Origin of the sequence: Acinetobacter sp. BIGb0196, from assembly GCF_011759595.1 — a bacterium.
In the GTDB taxonomy this organism is placed as follows: Bacteria; Pseudomonadota; Gammaproteobacteria; order Pseudomonadales; family Moraxellaceae; genus Acinetobacter; species Acinetobacter guillouiae.
Window position 1 is genome coordinate 1882384 of record NZ_JAAOZA010000002.1, and the last position, 24221, is coordinate 1906604.

Annotated in this window: 20 protein-coding genes and 3 pseudogenes; 21 read left to right on the forward strand and 2 right to left on the reverse strand. The window is 34.7% G+C overall.

Annotated features, from left to right (window positions below):
* The 12 genes and pseudogenes from FHR28_RS21415 to FHR28_RS22185 all read left to right on the forward strand — a co-directional run.
* On the forward strand, positions 1 to 555 hold the full coding sequence (locus tag FHR28_RS21415) for a spore coat protein U domain-containing protein (protein ID WP_166783529.1): 555 nt from the start codon (positions 1 to 3) through the stop codon (positions 553 to 555).
* A gap of 11 nt (positions 556 to 566) precedes the next feature.
* Positions 567 to 1073 carry a spore coat U domain-containing protein gene (locus tag FHR28_RS21420; protein ID WP_166783530.1) on the forward strand — a complete coding sequence of 169 codons (507 nt, stop codon included), beginning with the start codon at positions 567 to 569 and terminating at the stop codon, positions 1071 to 1073.
* 19 nt (positions 1074 to 1092) lie between these two features.
* On the forward strand, positions 1093 to 1893 hold the full coding sequence (locus FHR28_RS21425; RefSeq protein ID WP_166783602.1) for a molecular chaperone: 801 nt from the start codon (positions 1093 to 1095) through the stop codon (positions 1891 to 1893).
* The gene (locus FHR28_RS21430; RefSeq protein WP_166783531.1) at positions 1893 to 4421 is read left to right on the forward strand and encodes a fimbria/pilus outer membrane usher protein; all 2529 of its coding nucleotides are present in this window, start codon (positions 1893 to 1895) and stop codon (positions 4419 to 4421) included. Before FHR28_RS21425 ends, FHR28_RS21430 begins: the two co-directional genes overlap by 1 nt.
* A complete protein-coding gene (locus tag FHR28_RS21435) occupies positions 4418 to 5443 on the forward strand; it encodes a spore coat U domain-containing protein (RefSeq protein ID WP_166783532.1) in 1026 nt (341 codons plus the stop codon). Before FHR28_RS21430 ends, FHR28_RS21435 begins: the two co-directional genes overlap by 4 nt.
* A gap of 332 nt (positions 5444 to 5775) precedes the next feature.
* Positions 5776 to 6366, forward strand: coding sequence for a helix-turn-helix domain-containing protein (locus FHR28_RS21440; RefSeq protein ID WP_166783533.1), 591 nt, complete (start codon positions 5776 to 5778; stop codon positions 6364 to 6366).
* Positions 6367 to 6669, forward strand: a complete 303-nt coding sequence (locus tag FHR28_RS21445; protein WP_166783534.1) for a hypothetical protein — start codon at positions 6367 to 6369, stop codon at positions 6667 to 6669.
* Positions 6670 to 7290: 621 nt separating this feature from the next.
* Positions 7291 to 7449, forward strand: coding sequence for a helix-turn-helix domain-containing protein (locus FHR28_RS22180; protein WP_228722135.1), 159 nt, complete (start codon positions 7291 to 7293; stop codon positions 7447 to 7449).
* Positions 7450 to 7534: 85 nt separating this feature from the next.
* Positions 7535 to 7987 carry a transposase family protein gene (locus FHR28_RS21455; RefSeq protein WP_166783535.1) on the forward strand — a complete coding sequence of 151 codons (453 nt, stop codon included), beginning with the start codon at positions 7535 to 7537 and terminating at the stop codon, positions 7985 to 7987.
* Between the two features lie 548 nt (positions 7988 to 8535).
* The gene (locus FHR28_RS21460) at positions 8536 to 9801 is read left to right on the forward strand and encodes a hypothetical protein (RefSeq protein WP_216076345.1); all 1266 of its coding nucleotides are present in this window, start codon (positions 8536 to 8538) and stop codon (positions 9799 to 9801) included.
* Positions 9802 to 9910: 109 nt separating this feature from the next.
* Positions 9911 to 10369, forward strand: a pseudogene (locus FHR28_RS21995) (transposase); the annotation flags it as partial.
* Positions 10370 to 11164: 795 nt separating this feature from the next.
* Positions 11165 to 11464: pseudogene (locus tag FHR28_RS22185) on the forward strand (IS1595 family transposase); the annotation flags it as partial.
* A 562-nt stretch (positions 11465 to 12026) separates the two neighbouring features.
* On the opposite strand, the gene FHR28_RS21470 reads toward FHR28_RS22185, so the two are convergent.
* Positions 12027 to 12401, reverse strand: a complete 375-nt coding sequence (locus FHR28_RS21470; protein ID WP_004721683.1) for a DUF1090 family protein — start codon at positions 12399 to 12401, stop codon at positions 12027 to 12029.
* Between the two features lie 390 nt (positions 12402 to 12791).
* On the opposite strand from FHR28_RS21470, the gene FHR28_RS21475 reads away from it, so the two are divergent.
* From FHR28_RS21475 to FHR28_RS21500, 6 genes are all read left to right on the forward strand, one after another.
* Positions 12792 to 13334 carry a fimbrial protein gene (locus FHR28_RS21475; RefSeq protein ID WP_056515326.1) on the forward strand — a complete coding sequence of 181 codons (543 nt, stop codon included), beginning with the start codon at positions 12792 to 12794 and terminating at the stop codon, positions 13332 to 13334.
* Between the two features lie 62 nt (positions 13335 to 13396).
* Positions 13397 to 14143 (forward strand): molecular chaperone, encoded by a 747-nt coding sequence (locus FHR28_RS21480; protein WP_056515329.1) that lies wholly within the window; start codon positions 13397 to 13399, stop codon positions 14141 to 14143.
* A gap of 17 nt (positions 14144 to 14160) precedes the next feature.
* On the forward strand, positions 14161 to 16755 hold the full coding sequence (locus tag FHR28_RS21485; protein ID WP_166783536.1) for a fimbria/pilus outer membrane usher protein: 2595 nt from the start codon (positions 14161 to 14163) through the stop codon (positions 16753 to 16755).
* Positions 16752 to 18041 (forward strand): fimbrial protein, encoded by a 1290-nt coding sequence (locus FHR28_RS21490; RefSeq protein ID WP_166783537.1) that lies wholly within the window; start codon positions 16752 to 16754, stop codon positions 18039 to 18041. The genes FHR28_RS21485 and FHR28_RS21490 overlap by 4 nt, the downstream gene beginning before the upstream one ends.
* On the forward strand, positions 18041 to 18781 hold the full coding sequence (locus FHR28_RS21495; RefSeq protein WP_056515333.1) for a molecular chaperone: 741 nt from the start codon (positions 18041 to 18043) through the stop codon (positions 18779 to 18781). Before FHR28_RS21490 ends, FHR28_RS21495 begins: the two co-directional genes overlap by 1 nt.
* 90 nt (positions 18782 to 18871) lie before the next feature.
* Complete coding sequence (locus FHR28_RS21500; protein WP_056515336.1) at positions 18872 to 19879, forward strand: AraC family transcriptional regulator; 1008 nt, start codon at positions 18872 to 18874, stop codon at positions 19877 to 19879.
* A gap of 144 nt (positions 19880 to 20023) precedes the next feature.
* Here the strand turns inward: FHR28_RS21500 and FHR28_RS21505 are convergent.
* Positions 20024 to 20587 (reverse strand): annotated as a pseudogene (locus tag FHR28_RS21505) (integrase core domain-containing protein); the annotation flags it as partial.
* 321 nt (positions 20588 to 20908) lie between these two features.
* Between FHR28_RS21505 and moaA the strand changes: the two are divergent.
* The 3 genes from moaA to FHR28_RS21520 all read left to right on the forward strand — a co-directional run bounded on the left by moaA (position 20909) and on the right by FHR28_RS21520 (position 24200).
* Positions 20909 to 21967 (forward strand): GTP 3',8-cyclase MoaA, encoded by a 1059-nt coding sequence (gene moaA / locus FHR28_RS21510; protein ID WP_166783538.1) that lies wholly within the window; start codon positions 20909 to 20911, stop codon positions 21965 to 21967.
* Between the two features lie 95 nt (positions 21968 to 22062).
* The gene (gene moaCB / locus FHR28_RS21515; protein WP_034614123.1) at positions 22063 to 22986 is read left to right on the forward strand and encodes a bifunctional molybdenum cofactor biosynthesis protein MoaC/MoaB; all 924 of its coding nucleotides are present in this window, start codon (positions 22063 to 22065) and stop codon (positions 22984 to 22986) included.
* Positions 22983 to 24200: a molybdopterin molybdotransferase MoeA gene (locus FHR28_RS21520; RefSeq protein WP_151957353.1), complete on the forward strand. Its 1218-nt coding sequence runs from the start codon at positions 22983 to 22985 to the stop codon at positions 24198 to 24200. The genes moaCB and FHR28_RS21520 overlap by 4 nt, the downstream gene beginning before the upstream one ends.
* Positions 24201 to 24221 lie beyond the last annotated feature (21 nt).

A 24221-nucleotide genomic window follows, 5' to 3' on the forward strand; every position in this document is an offset into this window, starting at 1 on the left:
ATGCGCCTGATACTTAAACAATGTGTGGGATTACTGGTGTGTAGTATTGTTTCGTCACTCAGCAGCGCTGGGCAGTTAGCCGCTAAGTTAAATGTTCAACTTGAATTAGAGCCTTCATGCCAGATTAACAATCAGTCTGTAAATAATGGAACAACTGGCTTGAATTTCGGTCAACTGAATTTCGGAGAAACTACCGCTGCATTTAATCGTGTGATTGAGACGAGCTTAAGCAATGCTTCCGCATCGGGTTTGACCATTCAATGCCCTGGCAATTCTCCGATAAAAGTTACTTTTGGTGCGGGACAGAATGACAGCAAGGTTCCAGCATCTTTCAGTGCAAATTATTTCCGTGCTATCAGTAATGGTACCGATTTCCTTGCCTACAACATCTTATATGGAACTGCTCGGGAAGCATTAAGACCGAATCAAACCATCACTTTGACCAACAATGGTCAGCCACAGACGCTTAATCTCATCGGTCAAACTGTTAATAATGGTAGGTCAGTGTCTCTTGGGCAATATACCGACACTATTCCAATAACCATTGAATTTTAAAGAACAAAATCATGAAAAAAATAGGTTTAAGTGTTCTACTTATGCTGGCTGGGCCATGCGTATTTGCTGAAACAACAGCAAGTTTTAGAGTGCAGGCGACCATTGAAAATGGCTGCAAACTCAGCAATGTTGAGCAACGACTTGATTTTGGTCGTCATCCTGTTGTGGGACAGGGAAAGTTAACTGGGGAACAGATCAATACTGCACAAAGCTGGAATATCCAGTGCACTGCACGGTTACCAGTAAAGGTCATGTTGAATGGTGGAGATCACTTCTCAAATAATTCTCGACGGATGAAACATGCGCAACAGAATGAATTTGTGACCTATCAGCTTTATCAGAACAGTAATTTGCAGAATGAATATGCCAGTGGGAATAGTTACTCACTGACGCCAACCACTACATCGAATACCCTACTGGGTTTTTCAGTTTATGGTGTTGCAGATTTGAATAATAACAATCAACCACGATCAGCAGGCCTTTATAAAGATACGGTCGCAATTACGATTACATGGTGATTCTATGAGTTTAAATAAAATGAAAATATGGTCGGGCAGGACTTTTTCTGCAGCCACAATATTGATGGTTACCTCACCCGTATTCGCACAGGCTACTTTTTTAATCTGGCCAATTTACCCCAAAATTGAAGAAAATGAAAAGGCCACTGCGGTATGGCTACAAAATACAGGTAGCTCTGATGCTATGGTGCAGATCCGAGTGTTTAAGTGGGATCAGAATCATCAGCAAGATGCTTATGAAGAGCAAACAGAGATTATCCCAAGTCCGCCGGTGGCGAAGATCAAGGCTGGTGAAAAGCATATGTTGCGTTTGACTCGGGCAACCTCTGTACCTGATACAAAAGAACTTGCCTATCGGATTATTGTCGATGAATTACCAATCAAGCTCAATCCGGAAAACGATAAAGAAGCTTCTACAGTCAGTTTTCAGATGCGTTATTCCATTCCCTTGTTTAGCTATGGTAAAGGGCTTGGCAGTGGCTTGACTGAGGTTTCACAAAAAACCAATGCGAAAAACCCTTTGGCTAAACCGATATTAAGCTGGTGGGTCAAAAATAATGAACAGGGCAAACCCGAACTTTATATCCAAAATACGGGTTCAAAATTTTCACGACTTTCAGGAATTAAATTGACTCCAACTTCAGAGCAGATGGCTTTTGGAAAAACTGCCTTTGGTTATGTGTTGGCAAACAGCACCATGAAGTTTGATCTGGACAGCAAGATACTCAACAGCCTGAGTGGTCAAACGAGCTTGTATGGAATCGACAGTTCAGGGGTACAACAGGAATTGATTGAGATTAAAAAACAAGGAGGGGGATAATGGGTTATTTATCTGGTTTAAATTCACCTTCTTTTTTATGCAAAAGCCTGACCTTTATATTGATCTCGAATATACCTATGTTGAGTTGCAATGTGTATGCAAATGGCTTACCTCCACCACCAAGAGATGTTTCAGAAGTCAATGGGTTATTTAAGCTCTATTTGGATTTGGTGATCAATCAATACTCGACACAGCGGGTTGTTCCCATCATAGTCAAAGGTGATCACTATTTTATCCAGCAGTCTAAATTGGATGAGCTACAGATCAAGCTGCCTGCGGATGTACTTCAGCAACAGACCGAAAAAAACCTGACCGATCTGGATGTGTTTACATTGGGGTTTTCAGGTCAAGCCTTGGATTGGGTCAGCCTCAATCAGATCCCAGAATTGAAGTATGCCTACAATTCAGCACAGCAGTATTTTAGTTTGGATCTACCAGCCAGCTGGATGCCAGTGCAGATACGAGGCTTGGACTCTTGGTATCAACCTGAAACAGCTCAGTCGGGTATCGGCTTATTAAATAACTATGACTTTTATACCTATCGGCCAGAGAGTGGCGGTTATAGCAGTACGCTATTTACAGAACAACGGTTTTTTTCACCTTATGGGGTACTAAGAAATTCTGGGGTTTATAGCAAAACAGATTTTAAATCTGTTGGAAAAGACTCAAATCAAAATAATGATGGCTACCGTCGCTATGACACCACTTGGCAATATGATGATCCAGTCAGGGTACTCTCATTTTTAGCAGGCGATGTGATTACGGGAAGTAAAAACGCATGGGGAAGTTCAGTCCGTTTAGGTGGATTACAGCTACAGCGTAATTTTGGTACTCGTCCAGATTTGATTACTTATCCTTTACCACAATTTAAGGGGCAGGCAGCCTTACCCAGTACAGTGGATTTGCTGATCAATGGACAGAAAGCCAATTCAACCGATGTACAGTCCGGTCCCTTTATTCTCAATAATGTTCCGTTTATCAATGGTAAAGGCGAGGCGGTGATTGTTACCACGGATAGCGTGGGTCGTCAGGTGGCCACCTCAGTGCCATTTTATATTTCGAATACTTTGCTTAAACCTGGATTATTGGATTATTCCGTATCGATGGGGCAAATCCGTGAAGATTATGGAATCAAAAACTTTTCATATGGTAAGTTTGCTGGTTCAGCGGATGCACGTTATGGGATTAACGATTGGCTCACCGCTGAAGGGCGGGTTGAACTTTCAGATTCAATTCAGTTGGCTGGACTGGGTTCAGTGCTCAAGCTGAATCAGTTTGGTGTTGTTAGTGGTTCGGCAACCCAGAGCTGGACTGATGGGGAGCTTAATCAATTTAATAATCAGAACGATATTGGTGGTAAAAACCTTAAGGGAAATCAATATACTTTAGGCTATAGCTATAGCCAGCAACGTTTTGGGTTTAGTCTCAATCATACCCAACGCGATCAGGATTATTATGATCTTTCACGCTTACAATATAGCGATTTGATTTCAGCCAATAGTCAGAAAAGTTGGGTTGCAAATACCTATTTTGCCACTGAGAAGTCGGGTACTTTTGGTGTGGCCTATATCCAGACCCAGAACCGAGACATTAAAAATAAACTGATGAACTTGTCTTGGGCGCCAATACTACCTTCCTATATGCATGGTGCGACGGTGTCTTTAAGCGCTAATCGAGATTTTGTGGAAAAAGACTGGAGTGCTGCATTTCAGTTGTCGGTTCCATTTTCCAAGAGCAGATCCACTGCCAGTCTAGGCTATAGCCAACAATCCAGTGGCGATTATGGTTATGTTAACTATAACCGTAGTACACCGTTGGCAGGTGGTGTTGGTGTTGATTTAACTCGACGTTTTAATGAAAACAGTGATGATTTTAATCAGGCACGCGTCAGTTACCGTAACTCATATTTTAATACCGATGTCGGCATGTCGGGTAGCAATGATTACAACTATTGGTTTGGACTGTCAGGTTCGGTGGTGCTGATGTCAGGTAATGTCTTCGCTGCCAATCGATTGGGTGAATCTTTTGCCCTGATTGATACTAACAAGATTGCAGATGTTCCAGTACATTATGAAAATAGTCTGATTGGTCATAGTAACTCGAAAGGTTATATTTTCGTGCCATCAGTGACGCCTTATTATGCGGCTAAATACAGTATTAACCCAATAGATTTACCTTCCAACTTTAATGCAACTCAAGTTGAAAATCGGATTGCGGCAAAACGAGGCTCAGGTGTTGTGATTGGATTCCCAATCAAACAGTCTTATGCGGCAAATGTGTCTTTATTGCAAAGCAATGGGCAGCCCATTCCGGTGGGTGCAATGGTACATCGTGCAGATCAAGCATCGAGTTATGTGGGAATGGATGGGATAGCTTATCTTGAAGATCTGGGTGCAGAAAACAGCATAAGAGTTCAACTGCCGGATCAGCGCATATGTGAGGCGAGCTTTCCATTGGATTTAAAACAAGCGCAGCAACAGATTGTTGTGATTAAATCAGTTGTTTGTCATGAGGTGGTTAAGCCATGATTACGTTAAAAAAAATAATACCTGTAAGTTTATTATACACTGGGTTGATGTTGATTACAGTCCACAGTTATGCTGATTGTAACGTTAGCTCAAGTGGTAATGTTTCGATTGGTACAATTCCTTCAATCATGTTAGCAGAAACTGGAATAGCATCTAATCAGTTTAGTGCAGGCTTAAATTGTAGTGGGTTTAGTTTGGCTTTTGCAAATATGACTTACTTAAAATATCGAGTGGATCAAATGCCAGTAAACTATATAAATAGTGTAACTGGTGAGCGTCTTATAGTGAATTATTTAGATACTAACAATAATCCAATCACTTTGGGGCAAGAAAGGGACATGAGTAGTTTTACAATCGTTAATTTTTTTAGTGGTCCTAATGGTTCACTTCCCTTCTATGCCAAAATTAATTCAGGCCATGCTGTATCCCCTGGGATCTACCGAGCTGAAACACCATTTAAAGTCAAATGGTATTATTCTGTGCCACAAGTTGCTTTCATAGGATTTGGAAGCTTTTTTCAAAGTCATAATTTTAGTCGTGGATTCCTTGGGCTTGGCTTTAGTTGGGGGGGAGGGAGTGATGCATCATTAAACTTGAGTTTAACAGTTTTGCCCGATTGCCGTATTTCGACCAATGATGTGAATTTGGGAACTGCTGCTTTTGCGGATGCCTTTGTACCTGTGCAAACTTCCATGGGCATACGTTGTTCTGCCAAAACATCTTATAACGTGGGGTTGAATAATGGTCTAAATCCTCAAGGGAGTCTTCCTGCACGTGCTATGAAATCTGAATTAGGAAATAATTATTTAAGATATGAAATTTATAAAAATTCAAGTACTGAACGTTGGGGCAGTAATGGGAGTGAGCGATGGTCAAGTGCTAATGCGACCACAAATGCTGGTAATTATGATGCGATAACTCAACAGGGTTATACCTTCACAACAAAAATCCTTGAAAATAATTTAGATAATTTACCTGCTGGTAAATATAGTGATACTGTGACAGTACAAGTTGAATTTTAGAAATGCTGATGATGAAATTATAATGATCACTCAGACGGCATTATGATTTCATCAAATAATAAAAAATAAATTTATATCTAATAAAATTACCATTTATCGGATTTTAGATCCATAGATACATTATTTAAAAATGAGATTTATTGTGGTTTGTTTTGGTGTTTTTTTTATTTAAGTGGGCTGGATATTCAAATAAGGATTATTCATCTTGCTGATTGTTTTATTTGAAAAAATAAATTATATATTTTATTGTGTTTAAAACAATATTTAATAATAAACATATGTTTTTTTTGTATAAAAAATATTATAATTAAATTTTATAAGGAGTTATTTTAGTGCGAGTTTATACATATTTTCGTGTCAATGTTTTTTCTGAAGAGAAGGATGATTATAATAGGTTTCTATCAATGGTGGGTTGTAAGATACCGGAAAGCAGAATGATTCTTGAAGAAGTTAAAGAGGATGTTTCTTTAAAGTATAGAAATAAATTTCTAGATTTAATAAATCACTCTATAGAAAATGGAGATTATTTATTTATAAGTGGATTGGATTCTTTAGGGAGTAATTTTAATGAAATAAATTCAAGTTTAAAGCTGATTTTTAAAAAAAAAGTTAGATTAATATGTTTTGAATTTTCTGGAAATGAAATTAGTGGTGATATTAAAAAACTTTTCATTCATTTTTTTAAAATGGCTTCTGATTTTGAAGAAAGGGTACAAGAATCAAGAAAAATAGTGACTAATAAGAATTTAAAAAGGGCTGGTAGACCCGAAATTCTTAATAATAAACAGAAGGATGAAGCAATGGCTTTATTTAAGAAAGGTCAGAGCGTTTATTCAATTGCAAAACAATTTTCTGTTACTAGAACTGTAATTTTACGATTAATTTCAAAAAAATCTATTGAAATTACATCAGAGGCAAATTAAGTGGACAGTAATATTGGTAATTACAAAACGAGTAGATTTGCAATTGCGCGAAAAAAAAATGATCTTAAAAAAAATATTATTGTTAAGCTTATTTATTTTATAACTTTGCAATCAAAATCTAAAAATAATTATAAATTAAGTCCAAATATTAATAACTGTATTATTAATGTGGAGTCTATTAGTGGTTCGGTAAAGTATGAGGTTTTAGAAATTCAATTTAAAATGAAAATGATATTTTTTTTGAATTTAGGTGAGGTATATTTTATTGATTTAAATCAATCGATTTTTGATCTTGTTCGATAAGATTCTTAGATTTGTTGAAATAATATTTTTAATATATTTCAAAAAGTAAGTATATTGAATTTTATTAAAAATTATTTGTTATTATTTTTATTTAAATTTCTTAAAATAATAATTTAGATATTTAAATTAAATATTAATTTGTCAAATTTTTACTAATTATCTATTAATCATAAAATACTTACTATGAAAGTTATCATGTGGTGTTATAATATAACATATCAATCGATTTAAACAAAGAAAAATCTGCATTAATTAATTACTGAAACTATTGATAATTTTGTCTTATTTCTATTATTAGTTTTGATAAATAAACTAAGTTATGAATTAAAATTCATAACTTAGTACTAAAAACTGTGTCTTTAAATCAGTTCTTTGACATTTGAAAAAGCTTTTCTAAGAATAAAAGATATTTTCAAATTACAATATTAAAGACTAAACCTCTTTCATAAATCAAAAAACGCTCATCTTTTTGTTTAATATTCATCCTGCAAAATTTAAGATTTTCAAGCATAATCTGTGTATGAAATATCTCGATTCAAAAAAAGCTTTCTGATTCTCAGTTTAAGCGTTATACAAGCATATTTTTGTTCGACATTTTCTCTAATGGTTGAACAAATGCAGATGCAAATTCCTTCTAAAGGCAGGCCACCGAAACTCTGTCTTGAAGATCAAGTATTACTCTGCTTAAGCTATTGGAGAGAATACCGAACCTTATTTCATGTTGCTGCAAGCTACGGTGTATCAGAGCCAGCAGCTTCCAGAATTGTTCGTCATGTTTAAGATAGTTTAATCCAGTCAGGTTTGTTTAATTTACCCAAAGATATCCCCAAAGATGAAGGTATAGACTGGAATGTTGTGATCGTAGATGCCACTGAAATTCCAATTCAAAGACCTAAAAAAACAGAAGAAAAGCTATAGTGGTAAGAAAAAGGCTCACACCTTTAAGGTACAAGCAATCCTTCACTGTAAAACTCAGCAAATATTAAGTTTATGCATGAGCAAAGGCGCTGTACATGACTTTGAACTGTTCAAAGGCAATCTGCATTTAGTCCTAACAAATTCATTAATTCTGGCAGATTATGCTATATATCCTAATAGCTTGTTACCATGTAAGGCTAAAAAACGTTGTGAATTAGATCCTTTGCTAAAAACATATAATCGAGAAATTAATAAAAGAAGAATAGGGATTGAGCATGTATTTGGTACATTAAAAACTTTCAAAATCCTTGCAGAGCGTTATCGAAATAGAGGGAAAAGACTTGGCTTAAGGTTCAATTTGATTGCAGGAATTTATAATTTGGAACTGAGTAAAAAGTGAGTTATGAAAGAGGTCTATTGTTGATTTTTATAAATATATGATAATAATTTAAAATTAAATGAGTGAATTTAAATTAAAGTGTGTTTGTAATAATTTGTTTTTATATATGAATATTTGTGAGATAGGTTATTGAAAATTTTCAACAATGTTAATACTTGCTTTTTTGTAGATTGATAATTTCAATTATTTTAAATGTTATTGAAATTATGGAATTTATGTTTTACTAGTAAGTGTAATTTTAAACCATTGGTTATTTTATTTTGGAGTGTAGTATTTATAATGTGTTTTAAATGGTTTATTTAATCGCTATTGCTAGTAAATTTAATAAATATTATTTTGAATATTTTATTTATTGTTTTTTATAAAATTATTTTATATCAGTAACTTATTTTTTATTATTTTAATGTTAAATAATTGTAACTTTATTTTTTATCCATTTGTCTGAAAATTATATCTTTTTGTTTTTTATATTAATTTGAGTAATTATAATGAAATCGTAGTGAGTTTTTCAATTGATGTTGATATTATAATTTTGCAAGGATGTTTACGTGAAAAAAAATTTGTTATGTATTTTTCTTTGTTTTAATTCAGTAGTAATATTTGCTGATAATTTAAAAACTCTGACTGATGAAGAGATGTCATCTATTAATGGGCAGGCTTTGCTAACCTTAAGTAATACGGATGATAAAATTCAAGGGTTTAATTTCTATAAATTAGGACTTGAAGCCGATTTAGCTCTTAATATGAATATTAAAAAATTACAATTAGGGTGTGGTGGCATTAATGGAGAAAATGGGTGTGATATAGATTTTGCTGATGTTTCTTTTGGATGTGTTGAAGGTAGTTCTGGTCAATGTATAACATTGCCTACTACAAATTTAGGTCAACTTATTGGGAATGATAATAATAATATTATTAGTAATCAAAAAAAATTAAAAAGCTTCGAATTGAGGAATCCATATTTACAAATTGCTATAAAAAATGCAAAAGATCCCAATAATAGGCAAATTCTAGGTATACAACTTGGTGCTGAAAATCTAAAAGGACCTTTGTCAATTGGGAATATAAATAGTTATAGTGGGTTTTTAAATGGCAAAGCTAATTTGACTATGCAAGGAGAAACCGATGTATCGCCAGTTAGTCAGTCTGTTGCGCGTTTTAAGGATACTAGCGCTTTTTTAGGATTGAAAGACTCGAACCTTGTAAACTTGTGGGTTCTAGGTCAAGTAGATTATAGAGACTTAACTGTAAATTATGGCACTGTATCAAGAACAAATCTTCCTGTAACCTTAAGTGGAAATAGAGTAACCCAAGCTAAAATTGAAGGACTTCGCCTTGGTGATGCTGTTAACCAAATCACAAATAGCATGGTTGTGGAAAGATCGTGTGTTCGAATTTTTGGTGCTTGTACAGGACAATTTGGTACAGGTGTAGCAAATTTGTTAATGCCATTATTGAAAGGTGGTGTTGGTGATTATGTTAAAAATCAACTGGCTCAAGGATTAAACACATCTGTAGCAAATATTGATAGCTATAAATTACCTTATAACCTTGCAAATCTTCATCAAGTAGAAATTGATTCAAGTTCGTTTGGATTGGCATTATCAGCTCAAGATATAAAATATCCGGGTGCTGATAGCATTTCAACAAGAGGATGGTCAATGAATATGTCACAGGCTTTGACACTTGATATTACTGATAAAACTAGTAGCTTTGTAAGAAATATTGTAGAAAATTCTAACGCAAGAGAAGGAAATATTGTTCAGTTACCTCCAGCGTTTCGAAATTGTTATGGCGGACTAAGATTTTGTTAAAAGTATAACTTAATAATGATTATCTAAATATATAAGTGCCACTTAATGATGATATATTGGAGAGGCTCTGTTACACGAAATTATCCGTAAGGTTTGATTGAGCAATATAATTCTCAGGCCAGCATGTAAAATCTATTGTAAGACCAATTGGTGTTCTTACAAGAACAGTATACTGCGAAGTTGTAATCAATCATGGAAATATCTCTACTGGGTTTGATTCCATTACTCAGTGGTATGCAAAATCAACAAATAAACAAGGACGTAATCAAGCTTACTCAGATACAGCTATTCAGTGCTGTTCAATGGTAAAATTTTTATTCTGGTTAACTTTACGAGTAACCACAGAATTTGTTTAAATTTTAATTCTTCTTTGGGATTAGATTGGACGGCACTAGGTTATTTCTACCATCTATAAAAAACAAAAGCATATTGATATTGCAATTAGCTTCAAACAAAGCAGAGATGAGCTTCCTTGCGTAGTAAACGACTCATCGTCGATTCTACTGGTTTGAAATTTTTATGTGAAGGAGATTGGAAGTGTAAGAAATATCAGCCTGAATATCGTCGTTAATGGCGTAAATTCTACAAAGCTCATGTATCAACTTAAATAGATATCAATAATTCTATAGCTGGTTTTAAAAGTTAAGAAAAAATACAATCACGTTGAAAATATAACCGACTTTAGTTTCCTAATAACCAGATAATTAGGGGGGAGAAGAGTGTACTATTTGTTTAATTTTTTGATTTATGCTTCATCTCAAGTGGCGGTTTTTTAGAATCTACCATTTTAATGGTTTTGTAAAAGTGTAGGTTGTTGTATAGGTTTTAATATTTTTTTGATAAAATTATATATAAATCAACATGAAAGTATCTATGCATCATAGGGGTGTGGGAGGATAAGTCAGCCATTGTTTCCATGCTATTCATGTATGTTAAATCTCTAAATTTAAATAATAAATAAGTTTATTTTGAAAGTTTGGCTATCTAACCAATTCTAACAACTTCTGTGCAAATCTGACCTAAGCAAAGGAAAAAGCATCGCTTTAGTGTACTTTTATTAGTGCCAAAATTGAGTCAACAATGTGTGAGGAAACAAATTGGTTTCTCTCGGTCGCCATCTTAACAAATTGAGGCTGATTCACAAAAAGGAATCCGAAGATGAGTGCGGAAATTAGCAACAAAAAGAAAATGGCATGATCTGCTCGTGCTATTGATAAGATGAAGATAGGGGGTGTCGTAAAAGAGGTGGGTTATCTCTATTTAACTAAAGTGATTATTGTTTTACGCTCTGAAGTTAAGAAAAATATACAAGGTGTGCGAAATTTAAAAGGACAACTTGAAGCAAGACGAACTATATGCTTATGTAATTACAGATAAAATAACATCTGATAGCATCGTCTATACTGATTAATGGCGTAGTTACAATTCTCTAGATATAGCGGGTTCTGCCATCATAAAATTTATCATTCTACGCACTTTGCAAATGGTCAAAATCATTTTTATGGAATCGAAAATTATTGGAATTAAAATCAAAGGTTAGTATGAAAATAATAATATACCGAAAAAGATTATTTCCCTTATTTTTGAAGGAAAGGGGGGCAAGATTTACTACGGAAGTCCAAAACCACTATTGAGAATTTTGAGATCATGGACTGGAATTTAAAGCTCATCTAGTAGGACTCCGTTTTTATTATTAGATGATCAATATTTTTTAAAAACAATTAATTACGCTAAATTAAAGCATCTATATTTATTTATGTTTGGAAGTTAAACAATTGATTACTTAATTTGAAATGGTAGTATGATTAATGGTTTTAATGTAAGGTATTTATATTTATAGAATTTTTCTGATTATTTAGCATTTTTGTTTTATATGATAAACAAAATGTTTAAGATGTAAAGAAAATAATAATCAATAATTTTAAACTTTAACGTCCAGTTTTTTTAAGTAATTATTGTTTTGTCAAAATCAAGCACAAAGGTTAAACGAAAATATAATCGAACTTATCTAAGGAAAGGTGATCATGCATTTATTCTCATTTCTATCTTCTTAACGAGAGTTAAATATCAAGGTTGGAATGATGAACAAATTAAAAAAGTATTAAAAGAAGCGAAAAGTAAAGATTATGAATATTTATATTTTACTTTAAAAATGAGTTTAGATAAGGAAAATATTTAAGGTATATTGGAAATTCAGTTCAAAGGAACTGAATTTCCCTTTTTAATTATTGAGATTTTAATGTTTTTATTTCATTTTCTAAGGCTTCAATTTTACGTTCTTTCTTTTTAATCTTATTTAAATTTCCAGATTTTTGCTCTAGTTGTATTTCTGATTTAAGTTTTTGTATTTTAATTTCTTTTTCTTTGATTTTAGTGTCTGTTTTTTGCTTTAATGTCACATTATTGCAATGTATCTGATTTTCTTTTAGTGCTTTTTTAAGACCATTTATTTCGTATGTATTATTATGTTGTATTGCAATTTTTAATTTACTTTCGATTTCTTGTTGTTTTGATTCGCATGATTGAAAATTTTGAGCATTTGAAGTGTTAATTGATACGAAGATTATTGAGGCTGTAGCAATACATTTATAAAAATTCATTCAGGTTATTTCCTTTTTAGCGTTTGATTGTTTTTATTTTAGTTTGAAAAATATTTATTTATCAAGTTATTTGATAAATAAACTTGATAAATATGATTGATTTCATTTTATTTCTTTAAGTCATTATTAAAATTCAATAATTTGTCTTGTATTGGGTATTTTATTATTTTTGTTAAACTTATCACTCTTTTTCTTGTGAGTTATGAGTAAATTTATCTAATTGAATTCAATAAATAATTTTTTAAAATAATAAATTTATATTTAAATTTTTAAGAAAATTTGTTTTAAATGTATAAGTAATTTGTGTGAAATGTAAAGAATTGTTTATCGCTTAAAGATTATTATCCTCATAGTTTCATTTGGTTTTATTTATCATTTAAAGGTGTATTTATGAAATTAGTAAATCGTTTTCTAGCAATAGCAACTATGAGCATTATGGTTACAGGCGTTGCAAATGCTGCGCCTACAGTAACATTTCAAGGGGAAGTTACAGATCAAACTTGCCAAGCTTCAATCAATGGTGGAACCAATGGCGTGGTTTTACTACCTACGGTATCAGCAAATACGCTAACTTCTTCTGGTGCCACAGCAGGTTTGACACCTTTTACGATTAATGTCACTGGATGTACTGCACCTAGCTCAGATCTTGATATTAAAACAAAATTTTTAGGTCACTCAGTAACTACGAGTGGCAATTTAGGCAATGTAGCAACAGTTAATCCTGCTACTAATGTTGCGATTCAGTTGACTAAAGAGGCTGCTGGAACAACTTCAGTTGTTCTAAATGGGCCAACAGCTGTTGAAGGTCTGAAATTACTCAATGGTGCAACAAGTGCCAGCCATGATTTTGGTGCGCGTTATATTTCTGAAGCTGGTGGTGCAACACAAGGTGCTGTGACCTCAGTTGTTGAATACACCTTAAGCTATCAATAAGGTTTTATCTGATCTGCTACTTAAGTAGCAGATCAATCAATTTTTTGGTTGGAGTGGTAAAAATGAGTAGGTGGATCGTCAATATTATAAAAAGTCATATCTTGATTGGTGGCTTAACCATAATGTCCGCTGCCTTCTCAGGTGTAGTTCTTACAGGAACACGTGTAATTTTTCCTGATGGCCAAAATGAAAAAACGATTTACTTACAAAATAAAGATCAATATCCAAACCTTGTACAAATTTGGCTAGATGAAGGGGATGAAGATTCTACTCTTGAAAAAAGCAAAGCTCCCTTTGTTGTTAGTCCACAGATTTTTCGGATAAATCCAAATACTGGACAAACTGTACGCTTAATATTTACGGGTGAGGAAAACGTCTCAAAAGATGTTGAGTCACTGTTTTATTTGAATTTTTCTGAGTTTCCTGCACTAAAAAAACAAGACAGCGATAGTAGCCGTTTAATGATTGTATTTAAGAATCGTGTCAAGGTTTTTTACCGCCCTAAAAATTTGAAAGGTTCTACAGCAGATGCTTATAAAAAAGTTCAATTTGCCTTGGAAAATGATGGAACAAAAAAGCAATTAAACATTCAAAATTCATCTGAATATTATGTGAATATTAAAGAATTAAGTTTAGTTGCTGGAAATAGCGAAATCGTGGTGAAAAAAAATGACTTAATTGCTCCAAAAGCTAAAGTTAATTGGGTAATAAATAATAATACGCATAGTTTAAAAGATTCAAAAATTAAACTTACCCTTGTTAATGATTATGGTGCTTTAGTCGTCCACGAGATTCCTCTGAATAAATAATAAGCGAGTATAATATTATGTTTGCTGAATATTTTGGCCGTAGAAGCTTATTGTCTATATTTTTAGTAGGTTACTTGATTGGTGGTTATAATTCTGCCGATGCAAATGATCATGTTAATAACGATGGTGAATATATATTTGATCAAGCATTATTCCGTGGGCAATCTGATCATCAAATTAAGCTATTAGAACGTTTAAGTGAAAAAGAAGATATATTGCCAGGCTTTTACAAAGTGGATGTTTTTGTTAACAAGCAAATTATTGAACGTATGGATTTAAAGTTTGTAGAAGACCAACAAAAAAATATTTCTCCATGTTTTGATTTAGTTGCTATAGAAAAATTAGGAATTTCAGAGCAAATTTTGATAAATATTAAAAAACAGCAAGATCAATGTGTTCTCTTATCAAATTATATTCAATCCAGCTCAATAGATTTTAATTTTGAAAAGCTTCGACTTGATATTAGTATCCCTCAAAATGATATGCATAATATTCCACGGGGTTATGTTAATTCATCCCAATGGGATGCGGGTGAAAGTATTGGCTTTATCAATTATCTGGGTAATTATTATCATACTTCATATCAATTACACGACCATTCGCAGACTCAATCTGCTGCATATGTATCATTAAATGGTGGTGTAAACATTGGAAAATGGCAATATCGTCAACAGTCTAATATTAATTATAGTCCAGAAATAGGGACAAAATGGACCAATATTCGTAGTTATATTTCTCGCCCTATAGAACCTATTCAAGGTGTATTGACTTTAGGGCAGACCTATAGTTCTGGAAAGTTTTTCTCAGGGTTAAGTTTTAATGGATTGAGCCTTAGTTCCGATGAAAGGATGTTACCTGATTCATTACGAGGCTATGCACCAACGATTCAAGGTATAGCTAAAACCAATGCAAATGTTTCTATATTGCAAAATGGAAAGGAAATTTATCAGACAACAGTAGCGCCAGGCGCGTTTAAAATTTCTGATTTATATCCTACAAATTTTAATGGTGATTTAATCGTTAAAGTTAGAGAAGCTGATGGAACGATTTCTCAGTTTAGTGTTCCATTTTCAGCTGTACCTGAGTCTCTACGTTTAGGTGCTTCACGTTATAACTTAGATGTAGGGAAAACTCGTGATATTGGAGAGGACACTTTTTTCTCTAATCTTACTTATCAACGAGGAATAAGTAATAGCGTCACTTTAAATTCAGGATTACGGCTAGCAGATGGTTATCAAGCTGGCCTCTTAGGCGGAACATATGCATCACATATCGGTGCTTTTGGTGCTAACTTAACTTACTCTAGAGCAAGTTTACCTGATGAAAATATAATAACAGGTTGGATGACTAACCTGACCTATAGTAAGACTTTTCAGCCTACCAGCACGACAGTATCTTTAGTAGGCTATCGTTATTCAACTGAAGGATATAGAGATCTAGGCGATGTTATTGGGCTGAGGAATTCTTATAAACATGGTTATCGTTGGGAGTCATCGACTTACCAACAACGCTCCCGTTTTGAAATTACGCTGAACCAAAGCCTTGGTGATTACGGGATATTATTTTTATCAGGGTCAGCACAAAACTACCGTGATGGTCGTGATAATGATGTGCAGGCACAAATTGGATACGGCAAAGCATTTCAAAATGGTTTGACGCTCAATCTGGCTGTAATGCGACAACATTATGCTTATGACAATATCATCAACAATAGATTTGATGAAATAGATTCAAAGCTACTTGATAATCGTCAAGATACCTCAGTGAATCTTTCCTTGAGCTTTCCTTTAGGGCGATACAAAAAAGCAAATTTACCGAATTTAGATTTAGCTTACTCACATTCTGAAAACGCTAAAGAGTTTTATCAAAGTACATTGTCTGGTTCTTTAACTCAGGATCAATCACTGAATTATGCAGTAGGTCTCAGCCATGATCGAAATATGCAAGTGACGACTTGGAATACAAATCTCAATAAACGTCTAGACAATAGTAATTTAGGTCTAAATGCTTCAATGAGTGATAACTACTGGCAAGTTTCAACTAATCTGCAAGGCGCATTAGCGGTGCATTCTGGAGGGATCACATTTGGTCCATACCTTGGTGAAACTTTTGCTTTAGTTGAAGCCAAAGGCGCTGAAGGTGCACGACTCTTCAATGGTCAAGGTACACGAATTAATCATCAAGGCTATGCACTTATTCCTGCAATTACACCTTATCGCTATAACAATATTTCATTAGAACCAAAAGGCATTTCTGATCGTGTTGAGATTGAAACAAATGATCAACGTATTGTTCCCTATGCTGGTGCAGCGGTAAAAGTAAAGTTTAAAACCAGAATGGGTTATCCATTACTCATCCAAGCAAAATTGGATGCTGATGAATTTGTTCCTTTAGGTGCTGATGTAATTGATTCGCAAAATAATGTGATTGGAATGGTGGGGCAAAGTGGTCAAATGTATGTTCGTACTCCAGCAAAGCAAGGGGTTCTAACTGTCAAATGGGGCGAAGAATCAGATCAGAAATGTGATGTTCATTATCAGTTGAATGATGAACTTCTTAAACAAACGATTATTCGTCTGGAAGAAACGTGTAAATCTGGAGAGTTGAAATGATCCGCATACAATTCAAAATATTAATTTTATTGGGATTCTTTTTATCTATCTTTGCCCATGCTAACTGTACAAAAGTGGGAAACTTTCTAGCAACTGATGGTACTACTGCACCTATTGTGTTTGGAAAAGTAAACTTAACAAGTTTATATTTACAACCTGTTGGGAGTTTAATGGGGAGTGCTGTTGTCCCTCCAACAAGTTATACCTATGGTGGAGCGAATGCCTCGACAGTATTTTGGGAGTGTGACCTTACAGATTTACCGAATATCCAATTTTTGGTTGCTACAAATGGCGATGATCGAGTAGGGGGCTATTGGGATTTGGGTGGACTCTATGATGGACTTCCCAGTGTATATGCAACTTACTATAAGTATGTTGGTCTTAAACAAACAATGGATGGGGTAGTTTTAACTCGCTATTGGAAATCCTTGCCGGTCAAAAATTATCAAACTGTCGGAAGTAAAATACGAATTAGACTACAAGATATCCCATCGCTTTATGCAGAACTCTATAGAGTTAGCCGTTTAGCACCTCAATCTGGTTCAGGTAGCGCTTATTGTGGAACTGGTATAGACAATCAAATCACGGTGGGTTCATATACCTGTATACAGCCTAATGCATATATTCAATTAAAAGGACCGGGTTTAACCAGTGATAATGTTGGAGAAGATTCGAATACAAATTATAGATTTTGGGGGGTAAATAATGGGATAGGCTATGGAATGCGCTCTGGAAACTCACTTGCGAATCAGCCAACTTGTGTTGCTCGAAATGCGACTCCTATTGTTTTTTTCAATACGATTAATACTCTAGCGCTTGGTGCAAATCAATCTGTACAAGAGAACTTTAATGTATCTATTGAATGTTCCAATCAAGTTACTTCAGGTACAGCAAGTAATCAGACTGCTATTGGTATACAGACTTCAAATGGTGCATTTGCAGCAGCACAACAATTAGGTTTAGTAAATGCCCAAAATGGTGTGACTGCTTTACTCTCAGATAATTATACTGATGCACAGTCAGCAAAAGGTGTAGGAATTTTCTTAAAAAACACAAATACTGGGACAGATATGAATTTTGTTGGTCAGCCAGGTTTAGCAGGTGGGGGTACTGCTGCTGGTTGGTATCCTGTACTAAGTGGAGCGCAAACAGGGGCATCAACAGAGTCAGGCTATACGCATTATCTACATAATTTTACCGCAATCTTAAAAAAACTACCTGGAACTGAACCAATTAAAGCTGGGAAAGTTAATTCCACAGCATATGTATTAGTTAAGGTACAGTAATGAAAATAACAAAATTTACACTATTATGTATTTGTTTGTTTTATTCATTTCTATGTCAAGCTGGGGTATTGGCTGCTAAAACACGGGTAGTTTTTAAGGACGGTGAGCATGAACAAAGTCTAATGTTAGCAAATACTAATGACTATCCTATTATTCTACAAACATGGGTTGATCAAGGAGAAGGGGATCCTGATATTAATAATATGCCGTTTCTAATATTACCACCTTTTGTAAAACTCGCATCAAATGACATTCACGGGCTTAGAATTTTATATAATGGCAAGGCTCTACCAAACGATAGAGAAACTGTTTTTTGGTTAAATCTATATGAAATACCAATGATTAAGCGCCATAGCGATCAAGCTGCGTATATGAATTTAGCAATGAATACTCAGCTTAAATTATTTTATCGTCCTAAACAGATCGCAAAAATGTTGCCTGAAATGATTGTAGAAAAAATACATTTCAAAATCGTTGAACAAGATAAAAAAAATTATATCGAGTGTGAAAATCCCACGCCTTATCATGCTTCATTGATCAACTTAAAAATTGAAAGTTCTTCTCAAAAAATATATATACAATCAGAAATGGACATGATGTGCTACCCGTATTCAACTAAACGTTATGAAATAGCTGGTGAACTTAATAAAAATGATAATTTATATAAACTTAGCTTTAATTTTCTTGATGATGATGGTAATGCAATTCACTTTCAGAAAAATCTGAACCCATTTAGCTAATGATATAGAACCTTGGTATAGTTCTATATGTTCTAATAAAATCTGATGCTTAGCGATTAATCTTTTTTAGATGTACAGGGGAAATTAAAGATGAAGCGTATTTATAGTTTGAAGTCTGTGACGAGCGGTTTAATTGATTTGTTAGAGCTTTTTGTTTTAAAAAAAAATTTAAATGTCGCTAAAATTTCAAACAATTTGCATGAATACAAACGAATTCCATTTACTGAATGGTTAGCAATGTTGAAAGCAATTGAAGAAAAATATAATAGACCATCTCTAGGATTAGAAATTGCTAGATATGTAAAACCTTCACATTTAGGTATTTTAGGATACATCGGCTTATCATGTGAAAGCTTATATGATGCACTGCCTTTTTTTATTAAATATCAAAGGCTCTGTTATGACTTTATGCAAATGGAAGTTTCTATTGAAGATGAAAGCCTTGTTGTTTCATGGGAGTTTGATGCAAACTTTAAAGCGGGTAAGTTAGCGGATGAGACAATGATTGCTATATTTTTTAATATTGTAAACATCATTGTAGCGCCCAATGTTGTGAAGTTGAACAAAGTGGAGTTTGTATTCGATCGACCCAAAAATCCACGTACTTATGAAAAATATTTTGATTGTAATATTGAGTTTTCAAAAAATAGAACAAGGATGTTTTTTGCGAAAAGTAATTTAGAGTTGCCAATAAATAAGGCTGATCCTGTTTTAAAAAATATTTTAAATAGGCAAGCAGACATTTTGTTGACGGAGCTACCAGAGGTGAATTCATTTGATGAGTTGGTGCAACAAAATATTATCAAAGCTATTCATCAAGGTAATATCAATATTGAATATGTTTCCAAAAAAGTAGGTCTTCCTACGAGAATTTTTCAATACAAATTACAAAAACAAGGTTATACATTTAAGCAACGTCTTAACCAAGTTAGAAAAGGACTGGCATTACAATACCTTGAGGACAGGTCATTGAACATTAATGAGATATCAGCTTTGCTCGCTTATAATGAACAAAGTTCTTTCAACCGAGCATTTAAAACTTGGTTTGGTATGAGTCCAATACAATGGAGAAAAGATTTTAATAAAGATGCTATTTGAAATTGGTAAAGTTAAAGAATTATATTCATTTTGTTAAATTCACTAAATTTTATTAGAAATGGCCCAGAAATTACTTCTGTTAAATTTACATGTACTCGCTCAAACCTGATCTGACAGTTACCCTTTTTTAGTGTGTCTGTCAGGTTAAATTTGAGCTAGATTCTTTTCAGCCCAAATTCGCTTCCCTTCAAGTAATGTTTCTAGTGGTGTGTGACCACTGCACATTTTTCTCCTGATATGTTCGTTCAGTATTATAGAATTTTGCCAAACGTCTAGAGCAGCTTGTAATTTCGCTAAAGTACTATATAGCTTCTTCCTAAATGTAATTTGATAAAACTCTTGCAAGATCGTCTTTATGGAAACGCTCGCATATTCCATTCGTTTGTGGGAATGCTGGTTTTGTTTTTGTGTGATCAATATCATTGATGGCTAAACATAGCTCATAATTATGTTGTTCAACCTTACCGCAATATCCAATACCCTATCTGTCAGGATACGCAGCATTGGTAGATCATGTGACTGATAAAATGGTATACAGGATCATTTAAAAAGATCTGCTGCTGTAATCGGTATTTTCGTTGTATAGAGCTTGCGAACGACTTTGCTGTAGGTGTCGATGAAAGTTTGTTGAAAGATTCGACCAACACCTTTGAGATTGCCAATGTAAAAGATATCTTGTGCTCTAAGATATCCTGGATGGTGTATTTCTTTCATGTTTGCCTTTGGCTTGTGTATACGATCACGTTTTGGAACAAAGCTATTGAGAGATTTCATCGATTTATCAAGGCTTGGCCGTAGAAGATGAATGGCTTGTATGATAGGTTTTAGATACGGGTTTGTTGATCTGTGAATGATATTGCTGAACAAGGCCATACGGACTGGTTTTACAACAAAGTTCAATAAAAAAGGTTGATTAGGCTTTGAATGAGCAAGGTGTAGGGTACCTAGATTAGGTGTTATTACTGGTTTATCTATTTTTGCCACGCAACTTTAATGAAGCAAAACTGTTTTTAAGTGCTGAGAAATAAAATGATGAAGGTATCAAAACAAAGCTCTGTAAGCATAAGCTCTGAAACAAAAAGCCAGTTTGAATCTATTTTATCAGCACATTTACCTGAATCGAAATTAGTTGATCAGTTTCAAAGACACAAAAGAAAACTAAGAATTTCGTTGACTGATCGATGTAATTTTAAATGCAGTTATTGTATGCCTGATCATCCGACCTGGTTAGCTAAACAGGATATTTTAAGTTTTGAAGAACTTTATAGATTTTGCGAAGTGATGATTAAGCTTGGCATCACTCAAATTCGCTTAACGGGTGGCGAGCCGTTGATGCGAAAAGGGCTCGTTAATTTTATTTATACGCTCAATACGTTAAGACCATCAGGTTTACAACGTGTCTCAATGACGACGAATGCTTATTATTTAGAAAAATATGCAGTTGAGCTGAAACAAGCTGGGCTTGATGATCTAAATATAAGTTTAGACAGTATTGATCCAGACACTTTTTTTAAAATGACTCAAAAACCCTTAACACCCGTATTAAAAGGAATTGAGGCGGCAAAAGCTGCAAATATCTCAATTAAACTCAACTGTGTTTTGGTCTATGGAGAGAATCATCAGGAAATATTGCCATTAACTGAGTGGGCTTATCGAAATGACTTTGAACTACGATTTATTGAATACATGCCATTGGATCAACCTGAGCATTGGAAGCGTGAGAAAGTCGTGGTTGAGGATGACATTATCAATATACTTTCGCCATATTTTCGCATCGATAAATTAGAGCGAAATAATGACCCAGCCACAATATATACACTCAATCAACGTTTTAAACTGGGTATTATTTCCACCATCAGCAATCCTTTTTGTCAAAGTTGTGATCGTTTGCGTTTAACCGCGACGGGTGAGTTATTTACATGTTTGTTTGCCAATACAGGTATTTCTGTTCGACATTTATTGGATAAAGCTCAGGGAAAACAATTGATAGCAACAATTTTGGATACGGTTTGGCAAAAAAAGGCAGGATATATTGCTTACCAAGCTGCACCCATTCGTAAGATTAGTATGCATTCTATTGGCGGTTGATTTTATACATAGAGATAGAATTGTATATGCTTTTTTTATTTGAAATGAATCGCTTATTGTGAAGTTGTGTATTATTTAAATTGACAGGATTTTTTATGAAAAATGTAGGCATGAAGCCTGAGAGTTATCGTATTGCTACTGCAAGTTCAGAGTTATTCGCGCCTCCGCATTGTTTACAATTATTAGCAGAGGGTAATACTGAAAAAGGCGATGCACTAAAAACAGCACGAATCGCAGGGATTCTTGCAGCCAAACGTACCGATGAGCTTATTCCGCTTTGTCATCCTTTACCTATTTATCGAGCTGATGTCGATTTTGAAATACTAGCAGATCGCGTCAAGATTACGGCAACCGTAGAAACGATTGCGCCAACTGGTGTTGAAATGGAGGCTTTAACTGCCGCAAGTCTGGCTGCGCTCACGATTTATGACATGTTGAAACCGCATTGTGAACCAGATGAACTGATGATTGGTCATTGCAAACTTGAATTGAAAAAGGGCGGGAAATCGCACTATAAACGTCATCTTCGACAAGCTGTATCAGCTGCAGTCATTGTTTTATCAGATAGTGTCGCTTCTGGAAAAAAACCTGATACTGCGGGACGTTCTGTGGTTGAAACCTTAACTGAGGCTGGATTTGATCCAATTCACTATCAAATCATCGCTGATGAGCCTTTGCAACTAAAACAATTGATTTCAGAGTTGGTGCAATCTTATGGATGCATCATTACGGTAGGTGGGACAGGCATAGGCAAGCGCGATATTACTGTTGATACGATAGAACCATTATTGGAACGAGAACTGAATGGCCTGATGGAAGCAGCACGTGCTTTTGGTCAAAGACGGACACCTTATGCTGCAATGTCTCGTGGTGTTGCTGGTTTTATTGACCGTTCACTGGTCATTACTTTACCAGGAAGCCGTGGTGGTGCTTCTGAATCTATGGCAGCGATTTTACCTGCCTTGGTGCATATCTTTGATGTATGTCGAGACTTACCACACCCAGGAGGTTATGAATGAGTTGTTCTGGTCAAGGATTAATAGGTTTAGATCAAGCATTGGCAGCTTATTCTACAGTTGAACCGCGAGCGGTTCAGACTCTGCCACTGGTAGAAGCACATCAACATTATCTGGCACAAGATGTCCTGTCTGAGATTGCATTACCTCTATTTACTCAGAGTGCAGTAGATGGCTATGCCTTAAAAAGCGAAGATATTCTTGCCGGTATTACCGTGTTTGAATTGGTTGGAGAAATACGCGCAGGTATTGAAGAATATGTTCAGATCGAGTCTGGACAATGTGTTCGAATTTTTACAGGCGGTAAATTGCCAGATTCGGCTGATACAGTTGCCAGACAAGAAATAGTATCTAAACTAGATAGCCGAATCAGCTTAAATCAAGCGCTTAACAAAGGGACAGATATTCGTTATCAAGGCGAAGAATTATCCATTGGGACAATATTGGCAAAGCAGGGCCAATATCTAAAAAGTGGCTTAGTTGCATCACTAAGTATGGCTGGGGTAAAAGAGGTCAGTGTTTTTAACCGTCCTCGTATTGCTGTATTGATTACAGGGGATGAAGTCAGCAAAAGTCTTGATAATAGCGCTCAGGTTTTTGATGCGAATTCACCAATGGTTTTGACATGGTTGAAGGAAAGAGGTTTTTACTCGATCCATTTAGAACATGTGATAGATGACGAAACTGTCTTGAAAAAGGCTTTAGCAAATGCCTTAGATCATTACGATTTAGTTATCACAACTGGTGGGGTTTCAGTTGGGGATTATGATTTGATTCGCCCTGTTTCTCTTGCATTAGGGGCAAATGAAATTTTTTGGCAAGTTGCTCAGAAACCAGGCAAACCGATTTATTTTGCTGAATATAAAAAACCAAACCAGTCTTCCTATTTATTAGGGTTGCCGGGTAATCCAGCAGCAGTATTTGTTTGTTTAGAAATCCATGTGTTCACTTTGCTTAAAGCAATGCAAGGTTTAAAAGAAGCCAAACCAGAATGGGAGAAGGCAAGCTTAAGCGAAGCTGTAAAGGGTGATAGTCGAGAACAACTGTTGCGTATGAAACTGAATGTTGATGAGCAAGGGCAACTTAGTGTTTCAAAACTCAAAAAACAGCAATCGCATATGCTAAGTAATTTAAGTGAAGCGAATGTCATTGGTCGAATTCCAGTGTTTAACAATGCTGAAAATTGCCCCAAATTCATTGAGTTCATTCGTCTTTAGTATTTTGAGTCTGATACGCTT

What these genes read in the sequence shown, in the direction of transcription:
- FHR28_RS21485 (WP_166783536.1), top strand. Translation starts at nt 14,161, where the DNA reads ATGTTTGCTGAATATTTTGGCCGTAGAAGCTTATTGTCTATATTTTTA.
- FHR28_RS21470 (WP_004721683.1), bottom strand. Translation starts at nt 12,401, where the DNA reads ATGAATTTTTATAAATGTATTGCTACAGCCTCAATAATCTTCGTATCA.
- FHR28_RS21435 (WP_166783532.1), top strand. Translation starts at nt 4,418, where the DNA reads ATGATTACGTTAAAAAAAATAATACCTGTAAGTTTATTATACACTGGG.
- moaA (WP_166783538.1), top strand. Translation starts at nt 20,909, where the DNA reads ATGATGAAGGTATCAAAACAAAGCTCTGTAAGCATAAGCTCTGAAACA.
- FHR28_RS21495 (WP_056515333.1), top strand. Translation starts at nt 18,041, where the DNA reads ATGAAAATAACAAAATTTACACTATTATGTATTTGTTTGTTTTATTCA.
- moaCB (WP_034614123.1), top strand. Translation starts at nt 22,063, where the DNA reads ATGAAAAATGTAGGCATGAAGCCTGAGAGTTATCGTATTGCTACTGCA.
- FHR28_RS21500 (WP_056515336.1), top strand. Translation starts at nt 18,872, where the DNA reads ATGAAGCGTATTTATAGTTTGAAGTCTGTGACGAGCGGTTTAATTGAT.
- FHR28_RS21420 (WP_166783530.1), top strand. Translation starts at nt 567, where the DNA reads ATGAAAAAAATAGGTTTAAGTGTTCTACTTATGCTGGCTGGGCCATGC.
- FHR28_RS21430 (WP_166783531.1), top strand. Translation starts at nt 1,893, where the DNA reads ATGGGTTATTTATCTGGTTTAAATTCACCTTCTTTTTTATGCAAAAGC.
- FHR28_RS21475 (WP_056515326.1), top strand. Translation starts at nt 12,792, where the DNA reads ATGAAATTAGTAAATCGTTTTCTAGCAATAGCAACTATGAGCATTATG.
- FHR28_RS22180 (WP_228722135.1), top strand. Translation starts at nt 7,291, where the DNA reads ATGCAAATTCCTTCTAAAGGCAGGCCACCGAAACTCTGTCTTGAAGAT.
- FHR28_RS21455 (WP_166783535.1), top strand. Translation starts at nt 7,535, where the DNA reads ATGCCACTGAAATTCCAATTCAAAGACCTAAAAAAACAGAAGAAAAGC.
- FHR28_RS21490 (WP_166783537.1), top strand. Translation starts at nt 16,752, where the DNA reads ATGATCCGCATACAATTCAAAATATTAATTTTATTGGGATTCTTTTTA.
- FHR28_RS21520 (WP_151957353.1), top strand. Translation starts at nt 22,983, where the DNA reads ATGAGTTGTTCTGGTCAAGGATTAATAGGTTTAGATCAAGCATTGGCA.
- FHR28_RS21425 (WP_166783602.1), top strand. Translation starts at nt 1,093, where the DNA reads ATGAAAATATGGTCGGGCAGGACTTTTTCTGCAGCCACAATATTGATG.
- FHR28_RS21480 (WP_056515329.1), top strand. Translation starts at nt 13,397, where the DNA reads ATGAGTAGGTGGATCGTCAATATTATAAAAAGTCATATCTTGATTGGT.
- FHR28_RS21415 (WP_166783529.1), top strand. Translation starts at nt 1, where the DNA reads ATGCGCCTGATACTTAAACAATGTGTGGGATTACTGGTGTGTAGTATT.